Here is a 19210-nt window from a genome sequence, read left to right as displayed (position 1 = left end):
GATGGAGCTGCGCGACACCACCGAAGAGGATGAGAAGGAGATCGAGGCGTCGAAATACGACCTCGCCTATGTCGCGCTCGAGGGCAATATCGGCTGCATGGTCAACGGCGCCGGCCTCGCGATGGCGACGATGGACATCATCAAGCTCTACGGCGCCGAGCCGGCCAACTTCCTCGATGTCGGCGGCGGAGCCTCGAAGGAGAAAGTGACGGCGGCCTTCAAGATCATCACCAAGGATCCGGCGGTCGAAGGCATCCTGATCAACATCTTCGGCGGCATCATGAAGTGCGATGTCATCGCCGAGGGCGTGATCGCCGCGGTCAAGGAAGTCGGGCTGAAGGTGCCGCTGGTCGTGCGGCTGGAAGGCACCAATGCCGAGCTCGGCAAGAAGATCATCAATGACAGCGGCTTGAACGTCGTCTCGGCAGACGACCTCGACGACGCGGCCAAGAAGATCGTCAAGGCGGTGAAGGGCTAAAGCGGATGCCTCCGCGCAAGATAAATCTGGTCGAGGCGGCGGATGCGAAGATCGCCAAGGTCTTCGATCCGCACATCGCCGGCGACGTCAACGACAGCCAAGCCAAGGTCGCCAAGTTCGGCGAGGTTTTCGACTGGCACGCGCATGATGACGAGGACGAGGCCTTCCTCGTGCTGCGCGGCAAGATCGCCATCGATTTCCGCGACGGGCCGGTCGAACTCGGCGAGGGCGATTTCATTGTCGTGCCGCGCGGCGTCGAGCATCGGCCGCGGTCGCTGACTGTCGAGCCCGTGGTGCTTATGTTCGAGCCGGCGACCACCCTCAACACCGGCAATGCCCGAAGCGACCTCACCGTCACCGATCTGAAGCGGCTCTGAGCCATGAACGCGACGCCTTTCTCATCCCTCTCGGCCGATCACCAGCGCCTGCAGGCGCTGGTCGGCGCGTGGCGTGGCGAGGAAGATGTCGCGGCGACGCAATGGACCGATGCCGGCGCCGCGACTTCGGAAGTGCTTGCGGACGCGCAGTTCGGCGGCCAGTTCGTGGTCCAGCGCTACCGTCAGCGCCGCGACGGCACGATCTCGTTCGGCGCGCATAATGTGTTCGGCTTCGATCAGCCGAACGACGTCGTCACCATGCATCAGTTCGACTCGATGGGTTTCGTGCCGGTCTCACCGGCTACGGGCACATGGAACGGCAACGAGCTTGTGCTGGAACGGTCGTCGCCGCGCGGCTCGGCTCGCGTGACTTACAGCTTTGACGGCACTGATACTTACCGCATGCGATTGCACTTCAAGCCCGCCGGCAGCGACGCCTGGCAAGACATGGTGAGCGGCCTCTACCGGCGCGTTTCGCCTTCCTCGATCAACGGTTTTTAGAAAAGGGGCGCGATGTCCATTCTCGTCGACAAGAATACCAAGGTGCTGGTGCAGGGCCTGACCGGCAAGACCGGCACCTTCCATACCGAGCAGGCGCTGGCCTATCACGCCACCAAGATGGTTGGCGGCGTCCATCCGAAGAAGGGCGGCGAGACCTGGACCGGCGCGAAGGGAGAGACCCTGCCGATCTTCGCCACCGTCGCCGAGGGCAAGGAGAAGACCGGCGCCACCGCCTCCGTCATCTATGTGCCGCCGGCGGGCGCGGGCGAAGCGATCATCGAGGCGATCGAGGCCGAGATCCCGCTGATCGTCTGCATCACCGAGGGCATCCCGGTTATGGACATGGTCAAGGTCAAGGCGCGGCTCGACCGCTCCTCCTCGCGGCTGATCGGCCCGAACTGCCCGGGAGTTTTGACCCCCGACGAATGCAAGATCGGCATCATGCCCGGCAACATCTTCCGCAAGGGCTCGGTCGGCGTTGTTTCCCGCTCGGGAACGCTTACCTATGAAGCGGTCTTCCAGACCAGCAATGTCGGCCTCGGCCAGACCACTGCTGTCGGCATCGGCGGCGACCCGGTCAAGGGCACCGAGTTCATCGACGTGCTCGAGATGTTCCTCGCCGACGACGAGACCAAGTCGATCATCATGATCGGCGAGATCGGCGGCTCGGCCGAGGAAGACGCCGCGCAGTTCTTGAAGGACGAGGCAAAGCGCGGCCGCAAGAAACCGATGGCGGGCTTCATTGCCGGGCGCACGGCGCCCGCCGGCCGCACCATGGGCCATGCGGGCGCGGTGATCTCCGGCGGCAAGGGCGGCGCGGAAGACAAGATCGCGGCGATGGAATCGGCCGGCATCAAGGTTTCGCCGTCACCGGCGCGGCTCGGCACGACGCTGGTCGAGGCGATCAAAGGTTAAGGGCGTAGGGAGTAAGCGAATAGGGCAGCAGGGAAAGATCAGCGGCAAAAATGCCCTACTCCCCTACTGCCTTACTCCCCTACTCCCTTCCACAAAAGGAGACGGAGCCAGGCTCCGCAGACGAAAATGGCAAGACAAGATCAGGCCAACGACCAATTCTCGCTCACCTCGTTCCTTTATGGCGGCAATGCCGACTATATCGACGCGCTCTATGCCGCCTATGAGGACAACCCCGGCTCCGTCGATCCGGAATGGCAGGACTTCTTCGCCGCGCTGAAGGACGACGCGGGCGACGTGCGCAAGAACGCCAAGGGCGCTTCCTGGGCGAAGCCGTCCTGGCCGATGCAGGCCAATGGTGAGCTGGTTTCGGCGCTCGACGGCAATTGGGGCCTGGTCGAAAAGCACATCGAAAAGAAGGTGAAGGAAAAGGCGGTCGTCAACGGCGCGGCCCTTTCCGATGCGGACGTTCACCAGGCGACGCGCGATTCCGTGCGCGCCATCATGATGATCCGCGCCTTTCGCATGCGCGGCCACCTGCACGCCAATCTCGACCCGCTGGGCATCGCCAAGCCGCTCGAGGACTATAACGAGCTGTCGCCGGAGAATTACGGCTTCACCGAAGCCGACTACGACCGGCCGATCTTCCTCGACAATGTGCTGGGGCTCGAGTTCGGCACCATCCGGCAGATGCTGGATATCCTCACCCGCACCTATTGCTCGACGCTCGGCGTCGAGTTCATGCACATCTCCGACCCCGAGGAGAAGGCCTGGATCCAGGCGCGCATCGAGGGCGCCGACAAGGAGATCACCTTCACCGCCACCGGCAAGAAGGCGATCCTGTCGAAGCTGGTCGAGGCCGAAGGCTTCGAGCAATTTATCGACGTCAAGTACAAGGGCACCAAGCGCTTCGGCCTCGACGGCGGCGAATCGCTGATCCCGGCGCTGGAGCAGATCATCAAGCGCGGCGGCCAGCTCGGCCTGAAGGAGGCCGTGCTCGGCATGGCCCATCGCGGCCGTCTCAACGTGCTTTCGCAGGTCATGGCCAAGCCGCACCGCGCCATCTTCCACGAGTTCAAGGGCGGCTCGGCCGCTCCCGACGACGTCGAGGGCTCGGGCGACGTGAAGTACCATCTCGGCGCCTCCTCGGACCGCGAGTTCGACGGCAACAAAGTGCACCTGTCGCTGACGGCCAACCCCTCGCACCTGGAAATCGTCGACCCGGTCGTGATGGGCAAGGCGCGCGCCAAGCAGGACCAGCTCGCTGGCCGCGAGCGCGGCGAGATCGTGCCGCTGTCCGAGCGCGCCAAGGTAATGCCGCTGCTGCTGCATGGCGACGCGGCGTTTGCCGGCCAGGGCGTGATCGCGGAGATGTTCGGGCTCTCCGGCCTGCGCGGCCACCGCGTCGCCGGCACGCTGCACTTCATCATCAACAACCAGATCGGCTTCACCACCAATCCGCGCTTCTCGCGTTCCTCGCCCTATCCGTCGGATGTGGCGAAGATGATCGAAGCGCCGATCTTCCACGTCAACGGCGACGATCCGGAAGCGGTGGTGCATGCCGCGAAGGTGGCGACGGAATTCCGCATGAAGTTCCACAAACCGGTGGTGGTGGACATGTTCTGCTACCGCCGCTTCGGCCACAATGAAGGCGACGAGCCGTCCTTCACGCAGCCAATCATGTACCGCAACATCCGCAGCCATAAGACGGTTGTGCAGGTCTATGCCGATCGGCTGATCGCCGAGGGTCACATCACCCAGGCCGAGGTCGACAAGATGCGGGCCGACTGGCGCGCGCATCTGGAACAGGAGTGGGAAGTCGGCCAGTCCTACAAGCCGAACAAGGCCGACTGGCTTGACGGCGCCTGGTCCGGCCTGCGCACGGCCGACAACCAGGACGAACAGCGGCGCGGCAAGACCGCGGTGCCGGTCCGCACGCTGAAGGAAATCGGCAAGAAGCTGACCGAGGTGCCGAAGGATTTCGAGGCGCACAAGACGATCCTGCGCTTCCTCGAGAACCGCCGCCAGGCGATCGAATCCGGCGACGGCATCGACTGGTCGACCGCCGAGGCGCTGGCCTTCGGCGCCATCCTGCTCGACGGCAATCCGATCCGGCTCTCCGGCCAGGATTCGGAGCGCGGCACCTTCTCGCAGCGCCATTCCGTGCTCTACGACCAGCGTGACGAGACGCGCTACATTCCACTCAACAATCTGTCTGCGGCCCAGGCCGGCTACGAAGTCATCAACTCGATGCTCTCGGAAGAGGCGGTGCTCGGCTTCGAATATGGCTACAGCCTTGCCGAGCCCAAGGCGCTGACGCTTTGGGAAGCGCAGTTCGGCGATTTCGCCAACGGCGCCCAGGTGGTGTTCGACCAGTTCATCTCGTCCGGCGAGCGCAAGTGGCTGAGAATGTCGGGCCTCGTCTGCCTCCTGCCGCACGGCTATGAAGGCCAGGGGCCGGAGCATTCCTCGGCCCGCCTCGAACGCTTCCTGCAGCTCTGCGCCGAGGACAACATGCAGGTGGCGAACGTCACGACGCCGGCTAACTATTTCCACATCTTGCGCCGGCAACTGAAGCGCGACTTCCGCAAGCCGCTGATCCTGATGACGCCGAAGTCGCTGCTGCGCCACAAGCGGGCGGCGTCGACGCTGTCGGAGATGGCGGGCGAAAGCTCGTTCCACCGCCTGTTGTGGGACGATGCGCAGCTGTTGGCCGACCAGCCGATCAAGCTAGTGAAGGATTCCAAGATCCGCCGCGTCGTGCTCTGCTCCGGCAAGGTCTATTACGACCTCTATGAGGAGCGCGAGAAGCGCGGCATCATCGACATCTACCTGCTGCGCGTCGAGCAGCTCTACCCGTTCCCGGCCAAGGCGCTGATCACCGAGCTGTCGCGTTTCCGCAACGCCGAGATGGTGTGGTGCCAGGAGGAGCCCAAGAATATGGGCGCCTGGTCGTTCATCGATCCTTATCTCGAATGGGTGCTGGCGCATATCGATGCCAAGCATCAGCGGGTGCGCTATACCGGCCGGCCGGCCTCGGCCTCGCCGGCCACCGGGCTGATGTCGAAGCATCTCAGCCAGCTTTCCGCCCTGCTCGACGACGCGCTGGGCGAATAAGCAGACCCGGACCAAACTGACCTCAAGAAGACAAGAGAACGGACAGGCACAATGGCTACCGAAATCCGCGTCCCCACTCTCGGCGAATCCGTCACCGAGGCGACCGTCGGCAAGTGGTTCAAGAAGGTCGGCGACGCGATCGCCGCCGACGAACCGCTGGTCGAGCTCGAAACCGACAAGGTGACGGTGGAGGTGCCCGCCGCGGGCGCCGGGACGCTCTCCGAGATCACCGTCAAGGAAGGCGAGACGGTCAATGTCGGGGCGCTGCTCGGCTCGATTTCGGCCGGCGGCGCAGCCGCCGCTCCCGCCACCAAGCCGCAGGCGGTGGCGCAGGCCTCCAGTCCGGACGCCGCATCCACGACCAAGCAGGCCGCCGCCGAAACCGCCAAGATGGCCGGCGACGCCGGGCCGGTCGAGCCGCGCACCATGCCGCCGGCGCCGGCCGCGGCCAAACTGATCGCCGAGCACAATCTCTCGGTCGAGCAACTGACGGGCTCCGGCAAGCGCGGCCAAGTGCTGAAGGGCGACGTCCTCGATGCCATCGCCAAGGGCGCGCCATCGCAGCCGGCCGAGACGCCGAAAGCGGCTCCTGCTCCTGCTCCCGCACCGGTCGCGGCCCGCGCGCCGTCGACGGCCGACGATGCTTCGCGCGAGGAGCGCGTGCGCATGACCAAGCTGCGCCAGACGATCGCGCGCCGGCTCAAGGAGGCGCAGTCGACCGCCGCCATGCTCACCACCTTCAACGAGGTCGATATGAGCGCGGTGATGGCGCTGAGGGCCAAGTATAAGGACGTGTTCGAGAAGAAGCATGGCGTGAAGCTCGGCTTCATGGGCTTCTTCACCAAGGCCGTCACGCATGCGCTGAAGGAGATCCCGGCGGTCAATGCCGAGATCGACGGCGCCGACATCATCTACAAGAACTTTGCGCATGTCGGCGTCGCCGTCGGCACCGACAAGGGCCTGGTGGTCCCGGTCGTGCGCGATGCCGACCAGATCTCCATCGCCGAGATCGAGAAGGAGATCGGCCGGCTGGGCCTCGCCGCGCGCGACGGCAAGCTTTCGGTTGCCGACATGCAGGGCGGCACCTTTACGATCTCCAACGGCGGCGTCTATGGATCGCTGATGTCGACGCCGATCCTCAATGCGCCGCAGTCCGGCATCCTCGGCATGCACAAGATCCAGGAGCGGCCGGTGGTGGTCGGCGGCCAGATCGTCATCCGGCCGATGATGTATCTGGCGCTCAGCTACGACCACCGCATCGTCGACGGCAAGGAAGCGGTGACCTTCCTCGTCCGCGTCAAGGAAAGCCTGGAGGATCCCGAGCGGCTGGTGCTCGATCTCTGAGGTGGAGCATGAAGGCTCGCGGGCGGGGCGGCGAGTGAAGGCCCGTTGGCTCAGCACCGCGAGGCCGGTCGCGCTTGCCGCCGGTGCGGCTCTCGTAGCAGCCGATGCCCAGGCCGCCTGCCCGATCCAGCTTGCCGCCTATGGCGAGGCGAAAAGCGGCGCCGAGATCGATTTCAGCCCGACGGGTACCTCGGCGACGATCGCCAACACATTCCGCATGATACTCGACAACAATACCGTGCTCGACGGCATCGCCATGTGGACCGAGGGCTCCGCCGGGCGGCCGCACGGCTCGCTGATGTACAAATGCCCGACCGGCGACGTCACCGGCGAGGAGCTCGCCGCCTGCACGGTCTGGGAAGGCGTGATCTATAGCGCCGATGAGAAGGGCGTCGTGGGTCTGCTGCCGGCCGAGGGCGCGGATGCGCCGAAGAGCCTGATCTTTCCCGATCTCGGACCGTCGCTCGAAATGTCAGCCGCTTATGGTCCGGCGGGCTTCTCAAAAGTACCGTGGGACGTCTTTGCCCTGAAAGGCTGCCAGGAATGAATGCCGACAAGAAGACGCTGCTGGTCACCGGCGGCAGCCGCGGCATCGGCGCTGCCATATGCCGGCAGGCCAGTCGGGCAGGCTATGGGGTGGCGATCAACTATGTCTCCAACCGGGCCGCCGCCGAGGCGCTCGTCGCCGAGCTCGAAGCCGCGGGCGGCGAGGCCTTCGCGGTCAGGGGCGATGTCGGCAACGAGGCCGATGTGGTGGCGATGTTCGAGGCGGTGGACCGGGCCTTCGGCCGGCTCGACGCCTTCGTCAACAATGCCGGCATCGTCGACGTCAAGGCGCGTGTCGATGAGATGAGCGCCGAGCGGATCGAGCGTATGATGCGCATCAACGTCGTCGGCTCCTTCCTCTGCGCCCGCGAGGCCGTCAAGCGCATGTCGACCCGTCACGGCGGCAAGGGCGGCGCCATCGTCAATCTGTCCTCGGCGGCGGCACGACTGGGCTCGCCCGGCGAATATGTCGACTACGCCGCTTCCAAGGGCGCGATCGACACGCTGACCGTTGGTCTGGCGCGCGAGGTGGCGCTGGAAGGCATCCGCGTCAATGCCGTCAGTCCAGGCATCACCGAAACCGACATCCATGCCTCCGGCGGCCAGCCCGAGCGCGTGGCGCGGATGCAGGATCTGCTGCCGCTGAAGCGCGCGGGCACGGCCGACGAGGTCGCGAGCGCGGTTCTCTACCTTTTGTCGGACGCGGCCTCCTATATAACGGGCGCGATCCTGAATGTGAGCGGCGGCCGCTGAAGGCCAGACCAGAAGGACACCATCATGGCTTATGACGTCGTAATCATCGGATCGGGACCGGGCGGCTATGTCTGCGCCATCAAGGCGGCACAGCTCGGCCTGAAGACAGCGGTGGTCGAGAAGAACGCCACCTTCGGCGGCACCTGCCTCAATATCGGCTGCATCCCGTCGAAAGCCCTGCTCCACGCCTCCGAGATGTTCGCCGAAGCCGGTCATGCCTTCGATATGCTCGGCATCGAGGTCGGCGCGCCAAAACTCAATCTGAAGAAGATGCTGGCGCACAAGGATGCGACCGTGGCCTCCAACGTCAACGGCGTCGCTTTTCTCTTCAAGAAGAACAAGATCGACTCGTTCCGCGGCACCGGCAAGGTGATCGGCGCCGGCAAGGTGTCGGTCACCGGCGAGGGCGGCAAGGTCGAGGAGATCGAGACCAAGAACATCGTCATCGCCACCGGTTCCGACGTCGCCGGCATTCCGGGTGTCAAGGTCGACTTCGACGAGAAGGTGATCGTGTCCTCGACCGGCGCGCTGTCGCTGGCCAAGGTGCCGGGCAGTCTTGTGGTGGTCGGCGGCGGCGTCATCGGGCTCGAGCTCGGCTCGGTCTGGGCCAGGCTCGGCGCCAAGGTCACGGTTGTCGAGTTCCTCGACACCATCCTCGGCGGCATGGATGGCGAGGTCTCGAAGCAATTCCAGCGGCTGCTGTCCAAGCAGGGCTTCGAGTTCAAGCTCGGCGCCAAGGTCACCGGCGTCGCCAAATCCAAGAAGGGCGCCAGCGTGACGTTCGAGCCGGTCAAGGGCGGCGCGGCGGAAACGATCGAGGCCGATGTCGTGCTGGTCGCGACCGGACGCCGCCCCTATGCCGACAGCCTTGGATTGAAAGAAGCCGGCGTCGAGATGGACGAGCGCGGCCGGGTCAAGTCCGACGGGCATCTGAGGACCAACGTGCCCGGCATCTATGCCATCGGCGACGTCATTGCCGGGCCGATGCTGGCGCACAAGGCCGAGGACGAGGGCGTGGCGGTAGCCGAGACGATCGCCGGCCAGGCCGGTCATGTGAACTACGACGTTATCCCGAGCGTCGTCTACACCAGTCCCGAAATCGCCTCGGTCGGCAAGACCGAAGAGGAGCTGAAAAAGGCCGGCATCGACTACAAGGTCGGCAAGTTCCCTTTCAGCGCCAATGGCCGCGCGCGGGCCATGCTGCACACCGACGGCTTCGTGAAGATCCTCGCCGACAAGGCGAGCGACCGCGTGCTCGGCGTTCATATCGTCGGCTTCGGCGCCGGCGAGATGATCCACGAGGCGGCGGTGCTGATGGAGTTCGGCGGCTCCTCGGAAGACCTCGCCCGCACCTGCCATGCCCACCCGACCATGTCGGAGGCGGTCAAGGAAGCGGCGCTGGCCACGTTCTTCAAGCCGATCCATATTTAGGTGCTCGTCACGGCCGGCGCCGAACGCCCGAGGATGGCAAAGGTGTAGTTAAACAAAAACGGCCCGCCTTTCGGCGGGCCGTTCGTCGTGGAGCTATAGCCTGATCACGGAGACGGCGCAGGTGCCGGAGCCGGGGCAGGCGTCGGAGTGGGCGCGGGTGCCGGGGCTGGCGTCGGAGCTGGAGCAGGCGTTGCGGGCGCAGGTTCAGGCGTTGCAGGCGCCGGGGCCGGCGTCGTCGCGGCCGGCGGCTCGGAAGTCGCGGGGGCGTGCTCGCCACCGGTTCTGCCAAAAACATAATACGCAACAATGGCCAGGATAATGACAACTAGGGCGATCAGCCACCCGCTGCCGCCACCACCGCCCCTCGAGGGCGGCGTGCTCGACGGGGTGTAGGGGTCGTTAGGGTTCGCCATGAAACGTGTCCTCCTTGGAATGAAAGGCATCAAATAGCAGCCATCAACGCGCGGATCCCCTAATGGGTTTCACGCAGGCGGACGGAAAGCGCTGAAAAACCGGCATTTTCCGCTCCCCAGCCGCCAGACGACTCAGTTGACGGCGGTAACACTATACCCCGCTTTGCGGAAATCTTCGACCAGTCCGTCAGGGCCGGGCAGATGCAGCGCGCCGACCGCCATGAAGGCATTGCCCCTGGCCAGAATCGGCATGGCATGCGCGACCATGACCTTGTTGCGGCTGGTGATCATGGTCTGCTCAAAGGCGGCATAGCCGGCCTGGTCGTCCGCCGTGTCGGGCAGCACGGTGCGAAACAGCGGCCAGAACATGCCGACCTCGCCGCGTTGGTAGAGCACGATCATGGTTTCGTTGACGTCGTTCACCTTGTCGCCGAGCTTCAGCGTCTCGACCAACCCCTTCATGTGGTAGGCGAGCGGCAGCGAAGCCATGGCGCGCAGTTGGTCGACGGCGGTTTCCAACCCCTCGACGTCCTTGCCGGACGCTTTGGCGTCGGCGGCCAGCTTGACGTCCAGCACCGGCGCGCCGGCGCTCTGGCGCGCCACCTCGCAGGCCGGCAGCGCCACCATGGCCGACAGGATCCACGGCTTCATCTTGGCCACCGTCAGAGGCGGAATGCCGCGTGCATCGAGCCCCTTGTTCAGTACTGCCGCATCCTCGGGCGACAGCAGCGAGGACAGCGTCGTGTTGTCCGTGAACATCATCAGGCCAGGCTCGGCGGCCATGGCGGCCATCATCTTGGCCTTGTCGAGGGCGTCGGTGGTTTCGATGATGATGGTGTCGGCGCCTTCATAGGCTTTTTGGGCCGCGGCAGGCAGCGTGGTGACGCGCGCGTCCGTCATGTGCATGGTGCCGAAGAGATAGGACGGCTCCTCGCCTGGTTTCTCGAGCTTCCACAACAGCCCCCGGCCGTTTGGAACGGCGGCGGCTTCGGTCTCGACCTTCTTGAAGGCGGCGGGATCGCTCTTTGCAAGACCCGCCAGCAGGTCGCTGCCGCCGCAGGCGGGCGCTTCGGCATGCGCGCGGCCGGCCAGCAGCAGCACGAGCAGGAACGAAAGGAAAAACAGCAGGTTGAGCGCTGCGAGCAGCTTCAACGAGACGAGGGCCGCGCGGTCGGCGATGGCGATAACGCGTTTCATGGCAAGCTTCTTAAGGGCAAAAAGCGGCAAAACGATTAATCGAGAGCCGAAATTGTTGTCGACCGGCTCGGATTCCCGGCGGCAGCGTTAGACGGGTGGCCCGGCGCCGATGGAAGGCCGTGGCTGATCTGCCGCCAGTTTCGATGATCCCCGCGGTCGAGCGGCCCAACTGGTTGCTGGATCTGACGGGAGAGATTGCGCCGAAAACGCCGATCCCCTAGATCATGCGACCGTAAAGCGCCCGGCAGGGGACCCCGTGTGATCATCGACAACGCCGCCTTCGAGCGCTACCGGCGCTCGCCGAACGAGAAAACCACCCTGCTCCGGCTCCTGCTCGGAACGGCGATCGTCGTTCTCTTCTGGCTCGCCGTGACGCTGGTCGTGCTCGTCGCCGGCACCGCCGCCTTCATCGTCTTGCGCCTCCCGGGCCCGGCGACCGGACAGCCGATCCAGGATTTCCTTGCCTCTCCCGCCGGCATCCTCACCGCGCTGGCGTCCTTTGCCGGCATCTGGATCGGTCTTTGGGCCGCGATGCGTTTGGTTCATGGCGAGCCGCTCTCGGCGCTGATCGGCCCAGACCGCCGCATCTCGCGCGGCGGGTTTCTCAAAGGCCTGGTCGCGGTTCTGACAACCTCCTTGTTCTCCGAGGTGCTGCTTTATTGGCTGCAGCCGGAGATCGTCCGCGGATCGATCGCGTTCTCGTCCTGGCTGCTCTTGCTTCTCGCGATCGTGCCGCTCGCCTTTCTGCAGACCTCATCGGAGGAGGCTCTGTTCCGTGGCTATCTGCTGCGTGGCCTCGCCAGCCGCTTTGGCAGCCCGCTGATCTGGGCCGCGCTGCCGGGGCTTCTGTTCACCGCGTTGCATTGGAGCCCGGCCTCGACGCTTGCCATCAATGCCAGCGTGCTGGTCTCGATCGCCGCCTTCGCGCTGCTGCTGACGCTGCTGGTCTATGTGACCGGCAATCTCGGCGCTGCATTCGGCGCCCATCTCGGCAACAATCTGATCGGCTTCCTGCTGATCTCGCACCAGCAGAGCTACAATTCCTTCGCCCTGTTCAACGCCAAGCCGCTGGAAGGCCCCGGCTGGACCAATTGGGACGCCGTTCTCATCGCCGCGATCGGCATCGTAAGCACGCTGCTGACGATGCTCCTGCTTCTGCATCGCCGCTCCCCCCTGAAGGTCGGGCCGGACGAGCCATGATCCAAAAAAGCGGAAACCGGTTTCTTGATCAAACCGTGGTCAACCAGAAAACCGATGGGCTCGCCTGATGCGCATCACGCTGGTGGCGGAACGCACCATTCCCTGCAAAGGCTATGGCGGCACTGAGCGGCAGGTCGACTGGCTGGCAACAGAGCTTTCGCGTCTCGGCCACAAGGTGGTCCTGATCGCCGCTCGCGGCTCGAGCCATCCGCTGTGCGAAGTGCGGCAGGCCTCTTCGGCCGCTGAATGCCGCGCTGCGATCCCGGCCGACACCGACATCGTGCATTTCAATGGCTGGTACATCGAGATTTCGCGACCGGCGCTCTATACGATGCACGGCTTCGACCCGAAATTCACGCAAAACAGGCCAAACTGGAACTTCGTCAGCGCCAGCCATGCGCGCAACCATGGGCGGGAAACCTTCGTCCACAACGGCTTTCCGGTCGACGCCTATCGGCTGTCCGCCCGCAAGACGGGCAGGCTCCTGTTTCTGGCCGGCATCGCCCGCGCCGGCAAGAACCTCAACCGGGCTGTCGATCTCGCCCGTGCCTTCGATTTCCACCTCGATATCGCCGGCGGCTCGCGCTGGCAGCTCCTGCAGCGCACCAAGGTTCGACGCCAGGGTGTCTTCTTCAAGAGCCTCGGCCGCCGCTTCCGCTACCACGGCGTCGTCGACAGCGACGAGAAGCTGCGCCTGCTGGGAGAAGCCAGAGCTTTTCTCAACCCGATCGCCTGGGAAGAGCCGTTCGGCATGGCGCCGGTCGAAGCGATGCTCTGCGGCACGCCGGTGTTGACGACACGGCGCGGCGCGCTGCCCGAAATCGTCGACGGCGCCACCGGTCGCCTCTTCGACACCGATGCCGAGTTCGCCAAGGCCTTGGCCGACATCGCCGGCTTGTCCCCTGAGCAGTGCCGTGCATCCGCCGCCGCGCGATTTCCCATCGCCAAGACGGCAAACGGCTATCTCGATCTCTATACGCGCATCCTGGACGGCGAAAAGCTGCCCTGAACCCCCTTTGGGCGCGGTGTCTTGCTCTTCAAAACGACCCCAGCCTTGACTCCGCCGCCGATTTCCTGTCTAGACGCGCACGAATTCCGCGACGAGACCCTCTCCGCGAAAGCCGACCAGGACGCCGAAGCCTCTTTGAGGCGAGAGCTGTAAACCGATCCTGGAGGCCAACACCCGGCAGCGCGGTGCGCCCCCGGGTGCTTTTTGGCTTTGCGCTTTGGCTTGGCGACCCGGCGCGAACGCACTACCTCTCGGGTCGAATGAACCGAGATCGAAGGAAGCAAGATGTTTGAATCACTGCAGGAGCGCACAAGAGGCGTGGAGGGCCGCAGGCCCGACAGCGATCGGCATGAATCCAAGGCGCTCTCGCACGGCGGTCTGATCAATGTTTGAGTCCCTGCAAGAGCGCCTTGGCTCCATCCTGAACGGCCTGACCGGCCGCGGTGCGCTGTCGGAGGCGGACGTCTCTGCGGCGTTGCGCGAGGTGCGCCGGGCACTGCTTGAGGCCGATGTGGCGCTCGAGGTGGTTCGCTCTTTCACCGACAAGGTGCGCGAGAAGGCGGTCGGCGCCGCGGTGCTGAAGTCGATCAAGCCCGGACAGATGGTCGTCAAGATCGTCCATGACGAGCTGGTCGATATGCTCGGTGCCGAGGGCGTCGCTATCGACCTCAACGCGCCCGCGCCCGTCGTCGTCATGATGGTCGGCCTGCAGGGTTCCGGCAAGACAACGACCTCGGCCAAAATTGCCAAGCGGCTGACCGAGCGTCAGAACAAGAAAATCCTGATGGCCTCGCTCGACACGCGGCGTCCGGCCGCGCAGGAGCAGCTGCGCCAGCTTGGCGAGCAGACCAAGGTCGCCACGCTGCCGATCATCGCCGGCCAAAGCCCGGTCGATATCGCCAAGCGCGCCGTGCAGGCGGCAAAGCTCGGCGGCCACGACGTCGTCATCCTCGACACGGCCGGCCGCACGCATATCGACGAGCCGCTGATGGTCGAGATGGCCGACATCAAGAAGGTGTCGTCGCCGCACGAAATCCTGCTGGTCGCCGACTCACTGACCGGCCAGGACGCGGTCAACCTGGCGAAAAGCTTCGACGAGCGCGTCGGCATCACCGGCCTGGTGCTGACCCGCATGGACGGCGACGGCCGCGGCGGCGCCGCGCTTTCGATGCGCGCCGTCACCGGCAAGCCGATCAAGCTGATCGGCACCGGCGAAAAGATGGACGGGCTGGAGGAATTCCACCCCAAGCGCATCGCCGACCGCATCCTCGGCATGGGCGACATCGTCAGCCTAGTCGAGAAGGCCGCCGAGACCATCGACGCCGAGCAGGCGGCGGCGATGGCCAAGAAGATGCAGTCAGGCAAGTTCGACCTGAACGACCTTGCCGCGCAGCTTCAGCAGATGTCGAAAATGGGCGGCATGGGCGGCATCATGGGCATGATGCCCGGCATGGGCAAGATGAAGGACCAGCTCGCCGCGGCCGGCTTCGACGACAAGATGTTCCGCCGGCAGCTCGCCATCATCTCCTCGATGACCAAGGCCGAGCGCGCCAACCCCGATATCTTGAAGCACTCGCGCAAGAAGCGCATCGCCGCCGGCTCCGGCACCGACGCGGCCGAGATCAACAAGCTCTTGAAGATGCATCGCGGCATGGCCGACATGATGAAGGCGATGGGCGGCAAGGGCAAAGGCGGCGGCATGATGCGCGGCATGATGGGAGGCCTGGCTTCGAAGATGGGCCTTGGCGGCATGATGCCCGGCGGCGGCATGCCCGACCTTTCCAAGATGGACCCGAAGCAGCTGGAGGCCTTGCAGAAGCAGGCCCAGGCTGCCGGTCTCGGCAAAGGCCTGCCGGGTGGACTGCCCGGCGGACTTCCCGGCGGCGGGTTGCCGGGCCTGCCCGGCGGCATGAAACTGCCGAGCCTTCCCGGTCTCGGCGGCGGCGGGCTGCCTGGCCTTGGCAAGAAGAAGTGAGGGGGCGATGAACGAGGAGAAGGATATGGCCGAGGCACGCGCCGTTCTGGCGGGCTACCGCGCTTCGATCGACAACATCGACGCCGCCCTCATTCATATGCTGGCCGAGCGCTTCCGCTGCACCAAGGCGGTCGGCGTGCTGAAGGCCGAGCATGGCCTGCCGCCAGCCGACCCGGCGCGCGAGCAGCAGCAGATCGCCCGCCTGCGCCAACTGGCGAAGGATGCGCATCTCGATCCGGATTTTGCGGAGAAATTTCTGAACTTCGTCATCCGCGAAGTCATCCGGCATCACGAACAGATCGCCGCTAACAACGGCGTGACGAAAACCGGCTGAAGCTGGTGCATGTCGCCCAAACTGCGCAGCGGTCTTGGGATTATGACTTGCACAAGGCCAAAGCCGCAACCCAATCAACGAACTCAGAGCTTGTTAGGAGATAAAGAATGGCACTGAAGATCAGACTGGCCCGTGCGGGCTCGAAGAAGCGTCCCTATTACCACGTCGTCGTCGCCGACGCCCGTTCGCCGCGCGACGGCCGTTTCATCGAGGCGCTCGGCTCGTGGAACCCGCTGCTGCCGAAGGACGGCGAACGCGTGAAGGTCGATGCCGACCGCGTCAAGCACTGGCTCTCGCACGGCGCCCAGCCGACCGACCGCGTATTGCGCTTTCTCGACGAGGCCGGCATCGCCAAGCGTCCGGCCCGCTCGAACCCGAACAAGGCCCTGCCGGGCAAGAAGGCGCAGGAGCGCGCAGCCCTGCTGAAGAAGGCCCAGGAAGACGCCGCCGCTGCCGTTGCGGCCGCGTCCGCAGCACCCGCCGAGGCGGAAGCCGCGACCGCCGAGTAGTCTCGGCCCCCGGTCAAAACAGGTCAAAAGAACGGCGGGCCAACCCCGCCGTTCTTTTGGTCAGGCCTGTTGATACCTCAATATCCCGACGGGCAACGAGCAATATAAACGCGCCCGTAGCGGTCCCGATAACGGCACTTGCCGCTTTCGCTGGCACGGCCGATCAACGCGCCTGCCACGGCGCCGACAGCGCCACCGACCACTGCGCCCTCGACCGGGTCATTGGCGACGGCCGCTCCGACCGCAGCACCGCCCAAGCCGCCGATCGCCGCTCCTTTTTCCGTCTGCGAACAGGCGCCCAGCGCCACCGTCAGCACCAGAATGGTAATCGCTTTCTTCATTTCAGTTCCTCTCTCACGGGATCGCCGTCCTCGCCGCCAAGCTTTAACTCGCAAACGGCTAATTTGATCCCGAAGGGAACGAATATTGCTGTTTCGAAGGCAGGCGCGGGTTGCGCCAGCCGGCCTCGACAGCATTGAGAGTGCTGACGAATTAGCGTTCGGTAACGCAGCTTGGCAACCCGGCTTCGAAGCCTTGCGGTCGCCGCAGCCGGTGGAATCACCAGAACGAACCGGCTCAGCGGCTGAACGGGATCAGCGCGCGCACTCTGGGGTCGCGCAGATAGAGCCCGCCCCACAGGACAACAGCGAGATAGACGCCGAACAGCGTGTGCGAGAGCAGCGGGTTGCCGATGCGCACATGCGTGGAAATGGCGCCGCCCATATAGGCGGTGAGCAGGATGGCGCCGAGCACGGACGTGCGCGGCAGCGCATAAAGCACAGTCGAGATCAGGCCGACGATGCCGAGCAGCCGCGCGGTGTTTGGGTCCTCCGGCCAGCCGAGCTGCGCCATCGTCTCGGTGACGATCTGCAGCGGCGGCAGCTTGATGACGCCGTCGAAGATCATGAAAAGGATGACAATGGCGCTAAGCGCGCGCCCGGTCCACAGGGCGCCGTTCGAGACGGGAGCGGTTTCTGAAATGCTCATTGGTGTTCCCTCCTTGGCTGGAGCCTGGCTGTTTTGCCAGCTTCGAGCCAAGGACGGCGGGCAGGGCGGCGATCCGACAAGGGCCGGTGCGCTTTTTTCGAACGCATGATTGAGTGAGAATGCATGCCCGAAGGAGAGAGAATGACCGGCGAGACCAATCTCCAAAGCCTACTGGCGTCGATGACGCCGAAACTGCTCCCCGATGTCCATGTTTTCGCGACGCTGGCGCCGGGTGTGGCCGTGCCGCACGGTCTTGACCCGGTCATGCAGTTTCGCGAGCGGGAAGGTCTGACGCTGATCGTGACGGAGGACCAAGCGAAGCTAGCCGGCCTCGCCGGCACGTTCCGCTGCCGGATGATCACGCTCGACATCCATTCGTCGCTCGACGCCGTCGGCTTTCTGGCCGCGATCACGACGCGGCTCGCCGCTGCCGGCATGGGCGTCAATCCGGTCTCGGCCTTTTATCACGACCATCTGTTCGTCCCGGCGGAGCGGGCGGAAGAGGCGCTCGGCCTCCTGCGGCAACTGGCTGCGGAGAGCAGTGGCTAGCGCCTCAGCACATGGAAGCAGCGGGCATCGCTCGTCACACCTGGATATTCCGGCGCCACCCTCATCCTCCTGCCGCGACCTTTCCCGTGAACGGGGACAAGAGAGCTATCGGCGGAAGGGCGCCCGCGACGCGCGGCCCGTGAGCGAGAACCCAACGGCCGAAGGCCGAGCCCGCGACCGCGGGCCGCCGGTCGTCCGGCGCCCTCGCGGAGGGCCAGCCGCGAAGCGGCGGTGCCGCCCGTGAGCGAAATTAAGCCGCCTTCTTCTTCGGCTGGATCAGGCCCCGCTCCACCAACAGCTCGGCGATCTGGACGGCGTTGAGCGCCGCGCCCTTGCGCAGATTGTCGGAGACGACCCACATCGACAGGCCGTTATCGACGGTCGAATCCTCGCGGATGCGCGAGATGAAAGTGGCGTCCTCGCCGGCCGACTCGAGCGGCGTGATGTAGCCGCCATTCTCGCGTTTGTCCAAGACCTGGCAGCCGGGAGCCTCGCGCAGGATCTCGCGCGCCTCGTCGGCGGTGATCGGCTTCTCGAACTCGATGTTGACGGCTTCCGAGTGGCCGATGAACACCGGCACGCGCACGCAGGTCGCCGTCAGCTTGATCTTGGGATCGAGCATCTTCTTGGTCTCGGCGACCATCTTCCACTCTTCCTTGGTGAAGCCGTCGTCGAGGAAGACGTCGATATGCGGGATGACGTTGAAGGCGATGCGCTTGGTGAACTTCTTGACGTCGACCTGGTCGGCGACGAAGACCGCGCGGGTCTGCGTGAACAGCTCGTCCATGCCTTCCTTGCCGGCGCCGGAGACCGACTGGTAGGTGGCGACGACGACGCGCTTGATGGTGGCGACATCGTGCAGCGGCTTCAGCGCCACGACGAGCTGCGCCGTCGAGCAGTTCGGATTGGCGATGATGTTCTTGCGCGAGAAGAGTGCGACCGCGTCCGGATTCACTTCCGGCACGATCAGCGGCACGTCAGGGTCGTAGCGGAAGGCCGACGAATTATCGATGACGACGCAGCCCTGCTTGCCGATCTTGGGCGACCACTCCTTGGAGACGTTGCCGCCGGCCGACATGACGCAGATGTCGGTGTCGGAAAAATCGTAGGTGTCGAGCGCCTTGACCTTCAGCGTGCGGTCGCCGAAGGACACTTCGGTGCCCTGGCTGCGGCGCGAGGCCAATGCCACCACTTCGCTCGCCGGGAAGCCGCGCTCGTCCAGAATGTTGAGCATTTCGCGGCCCACATTGCCCGTGGCGCCGACTACCGCAACCTTGAAACTCATCGAAATCTCCTGTCCCTCTCCGCTTGGTTGTTGGAGAAAACCCGCCGGCCTCATGCGGGTTCTGTCCCCCGGGCCGAACCCGGGAGAGGGTGGTTAGGCCAAGGGAATCACACCGTTTTGGTGGTGGTTTTGGCCGTAGTTTTGCGAGAACGGACGGACGCGTCGAAACGCCCGGCCCAATGCTGTGCATCGTGGCTGGGGGCATCGAATGCCAGAAGAGCCAAATGGCCGCGCATTGAAGACGATCCCGTTCGCTGCCGGCTTTTACGCGCTTTGCGTAAAGAGTCAATTGG

At 64.9% G+C, this 19210-nt stretch carries 19 protein-coding genes and 1 pseudogene; 15 read left to right on the top strand and 5 right to left on the bottom strand.

Features of this window, described 5'->3' with window-relative positions; genetic code table 11:
• The 9 genes and pseudogenes from sucC to lpdA form a co-directional block, all read left to right on the top strand.
• Positions 1-478 (top strand): annotated as a pseudogene (sucC, locus tag EOA75_RS11465) (succinate--CoA ligase subunit beta); the annotation flags it as partial.
• A gap of 5 nt (positions 479-483) precedes the next feature.
• Positions 484-855, top strand: a complete 372-nt coding sequence (locus tag EOA75_RS11460) for a cupin domain-containing protein (protein ID WP_127217125.1) — start codon at positions 484-486, stop codon at positions 853-855.
• Positions 856-858: 3 nt separating this feature from the next.
• On the top strand, positions 859-1356 hold the full coding sequence (locus EOA75_RS11455; protein WP_127217126.1) for a DUF1579 family protein: 498 nt from the start codon (positions 859-861) through the stop codon (positions 1354-1356).
• Between the two features lie 12 nt (positions 1357-1368).
• The gene (sucD, locus tag EOA75_RS11450; RefSeq protein WP_067323640.1) at positions 1369-2271 is read left to right on the top strand and encodes a succinate--CoA ligase subunit alpha; all 903 of its coding nucleotides are present in this window, start codon (positions 1369-1371) and stop codon (positions 2269-2271) included.
• Between the two features lie 126 nt (positions 2272-2397).
• Positions 2398-5385 (top strand): 2-oxoglutarate dehydrogenase E1 component, encoded by a 2988-nt coding sequence (locus tag EOA75_RS11445; protein WP_127324278.1) that lies wholly within the window; start codon positions 2398-2400, stop codon positions 5383-5385.
• 51 nt (positions 5386-5436) lie between these two features.
• Positions 5437-6729, top strand: a complete 1293-nt coding sequence (odhB, locus tag EOA75_RS11440) for a 2-oxoglutarate dehydrogenase complex dihydrolipoyllysine-residue succinyltransferase (RefSeq protein ID WP_127324277.1) — start codon at positions 5437-5439, stop codon at positions 6727-6729.
• Positions 6730-6853: 124 nt separating this feature from the next.
• The gene (locus EOA75_RS11435) at positions 6854-7276 is read left to right on the top strand and encodes a hypothetical protein (protein ID WP_245307513.1); all 423 of its coding nucleotides are present in this window, start codon (positions 6854-6856) and stop codon (positions 7274-7276) included.
• Complete coding sequence (locus EOA75_RS11430) at positions 7273-8028, top strand: glucose 1-dehydrogenase (RefSeq protein WP_127324276.1); 756 nt, start codon at positions 7273-7275, stop codon at positions 8026-8028. The genes EOA75_RS11435 and EOA75_RS11430 overlap by 4 nt, the downstream gene beginning before the upstream one ends.
• Before the next feature lie 24 nt (positions 8029-8052).
• A complete protein-coding gene (lpdA, locus tag EOA75_RS11425; RefSeq protein WP_095799604.1) occupies positions 8053-9459 on the top strand; it encodes a dihydrolipoyl dehydrogenase in 1407 nt (468 codons plus the stop codon).
• Positions 9460-10004: 545 nt separating this feature from the next.
• Here the strand turns inward: lpdA and EOA75_RS11415 are convergent.
• Positions 10005-11069, bottom strand: a complete 1065-nt coding sequence (locus EOA75_RS11415) for a TraB/GumN family protein (RefSeq protein WP_067324628.1) — start codon at positions 11067-11069, stop codon at positions 10005-10007.
• Positions 11070-11327: 258 nt separating this feature from the next.
• Between EOA75_RS11415 and EOA75_RS11410 the strand changes: the two genes are divergently transcribed.
• The 5 genes from EOA75_RS11410 (at position 11328) to rpsP (ending at position 16096) form a co-directional block, all read left to right on the top strand.
• Positions 11328-12269 (top strand): CPBP family intramembrane glutamic endopeptidase, encoded by a 942-nt coding sequence (locus tag EOA75_RS11410; protein ID WP_127324275.1) that lies wholly within the window; start codon positions 11328-11330, stop codon positions 12267-12269.
• 67 nt (positions 12270-12336) lie between these two features.
• Positions 12337-13278 (top strand): glycosyltransferase, encoded by a 942-nt coding sequence (locus EOA75_RS11405; protein WP_127324274.1) that lies wholly within the window; start codon positions 12337-12339, stop codon positions 13276-13278.
• 385 nt (positions 13279-13663) lie between these two features.
• Entirely contained in the window at positions 13664-15253 is a 1590-nt protein-coding gene (gene ffh, locus EOA75_RS11395; RefSeq protein WP_127324273.1) for a signal recognition particle protein, read from the top strand.
• Between the two features lie 7 nt (positions 15254-15260).
• Complete coding sequence (locus EOA75_RS11390) at positions 15261-15587, top strand: chorismate mutase (protein ID WP_066991680.1); 327 nt, start codon at positions 15261-15263, stop codon at positions 15585-15587.
• 107 nt (positions 15588-15694) lie between these two features.
• Positions 15695-16096 (top strand): 30S ribosomal protein S16, encoded by a 402-nt coding sequence (gene rpsP / locus EOA75_RS11385; protein WP_066991677.1) that lies wholly within the window; start codon positions 15695-15697, stop codon positions 16094-16096.
• A 77-nt stretch (positions 16097-16173) separates the two neighbouring features.
• Here the strand turns inward: rpsP and EOA75_RS11380 are convergent, their stop codons facing one another.
• Positions 16174-16437 carry a YMGG-like glycine zipper-containing protein gene (locus EOA75_RS11380; RefSeq protein ID WP_066991674.1) on the bottom strand — a complete coding sequence of 88 codons (264 nt, stop codon included), beginning with the start codon at positions 16435-16437 and terminating at the stop codon, positions 16174-16176.
• A 235-nt stretch (positions 16438-16672) separates the two neighbouring features.
• Positions 16673-17083: a DoxX family protein gene (locus EOA75_RS11375; protein ID WP_067323620.1), complete on the bottom strand. Its 411-nt coding sequence runs from the start codon at positions 17081-17083 to the stop codon at positions 16673-16675.
• Positions 17084-17224: 141 nt separating this feature from the next.
• Between EOA75_RS11375 and EOA75_RS11370 the strand changes: the two genes are divergently transcribed.
• Complete coding sequence (locus tag EOA75_RS11370) at positions 17225-17632, top strand: ACT domain-containing protein (RefSeq protein ID WP_127324272.1); 408 nt, start codon at positions 17225-17227, stop codon at positions 17630-17632.
• Positions 17633-17882: 250 nt separating this feature from the next.
• Here EOA75_RS11370 and EOA75_RS11365 read toward each other — a convergent pair whose 3' ends face one another.
• Together EOA75_RS11365 and EOA75_RS34500 are read right to left on the bottom strand one after the other, a co-directional pair.
• Positions 17883-18917, bottom strand: coding sequence for an aspartate-semialdehyde dehydrogenase (locus tag EOA75_RS11365; protein WP_127324271.1), 1035 nt, complete (start codon positions 18915-18917; stop codon positions 17883-17885).
• Positions 18918-19024: 107 nt separating this feature from the next.
• Positions 19025-19210, bottom strand: a 186-nt coding sequence (locus EOA75_RS34500; protein WP_206516992.1) for a hypothetical protein, incomplete at its 5' end; no start/stop codon positions are given.

The sequence above is a fragment of the Mesorhizobium sp. M1A.F.Ca.IN.022.07.1.1 genome, assembly GCF_003997575.1.
GTDB lineage: Bacteria > Pseudomonadota > Alphaproteobacteria > Rhizobiales > Rhizobiaceae > Mesorhizobium.
Note: the sequence above shows the minus strand (reverse complement) of the source record. Positions and strands in the feature narration are given on the sequence as shown.

Bases quoted from the DNA above. Each gene is read 5' to 3' on its own strand.
- EOA75_RS11460 (WP_127217125.1), top strand. From the start codon at position 484: ATGCCTCCGCGCAAGATAAATCTGGTCGAGGCGGCGGATGCGAAGATC.
- EOA75_RS11455 (WP_127217126.1), top strand. From the start codon at position 859: ATGAACGCGACGCCTTTCTCATCCCTCTCGGCCGATCACCAGCGCCTG.
- sucD (WP_067323640.1), top strand. From the start codon at position 1,369: ATGTCCATTCTCGTCGACAAGAATACCAAGGTGCTGGTGCAGGGCCTG.
- EOA75_RS11445 (WP_127324278.1), top strand. From the start codon at position 2,398: ATGGCAAGACAAGATCAGGCCAACGACCAATTCTCGCTCACCTCGTTC.
- odhB (WP_127324277.1), top strand. From the start codon at position 5,437: ATGGCTACCGAAATCCGCGTCCCCACTCTCGGCGAATCCGTCACCGAG.
- EOA75_RS11430 (WP_127324276.1), top strand. From the start codon at position 7,273: ATGAATGCCGACAAGAAGACGCTGCTGGTCACCGGCGGCAGCCGCGGC.
- lpdA (WP_095799604.1), top strand. From the start codon at position 8,053: ATGGCTTATGACGTCGTAATCATCGGATCGGGACCGGGCGGCTATGTC.
- EOA75_RS11415 (WP_067324628.1), bottom strand. From the start codon at position 11,069: ATGAAACGCGTTATCGCCATCGCCGACCGCGCGGCCCTCGTCTCGTTG.
- EOA75_RS11405 (WP_127324274.1), top strand. From the start codon at position 12,337: ATGCGCATCACGCTGGTGGCGGAACGCACCATTCCCTGCAAAGGCTAT.
- ffh (WP_127324273.1), top strand. From the start codon at position 13,664: ATGTTTGAGTCCCTGCAAGAGCGCCTTGGCTCCATCCTGAACGGCCTG.
- EOA75_RS11390 (WP_066991680.1), top strand. From the start codon at position 15,261: ATGAACGAGGAGAAGGATATGGCCGAGGCACGCGCCGTTCTGGCGGGC.
- rpsP (WP_066991677.1), top strand. From the start codon at position 15,695: ATGGCACTGAAGATCAGACTGGCCCGTGCGGGCTCGAAGAAGCGTCCC.
- EOA75_RS11380 (WP_066991674.1), bottom strand. From the start codon at position 16,437: ATGAAGAAAGCGATTACCATTCTGGTGCTGACGGTGGCGCTGGGCGCC.
- EOA75_RS11375 (WP_067323620.1), bottom strand. From the start codon at position 17,083: ATGAGCATTTCAGAAACCGCTCCCGTCTCGAACGGCGCCCTGTGGACC.
- EOA75_RS11370 (WP_127324272.1), top strand. From the start codon at position 17,225: ATGACCGGCGAGACCAATCTCCAAAGCCTACTGGCGTCGATGACGCCG.
- EOA75_RS11365 (WP_127324271.1), bottom strand. From the start codon at position 18,917: ATGAGTTTCAAGGTTGCGGTAGTCGGCGCCACGGGCAATGTGGGCCGC.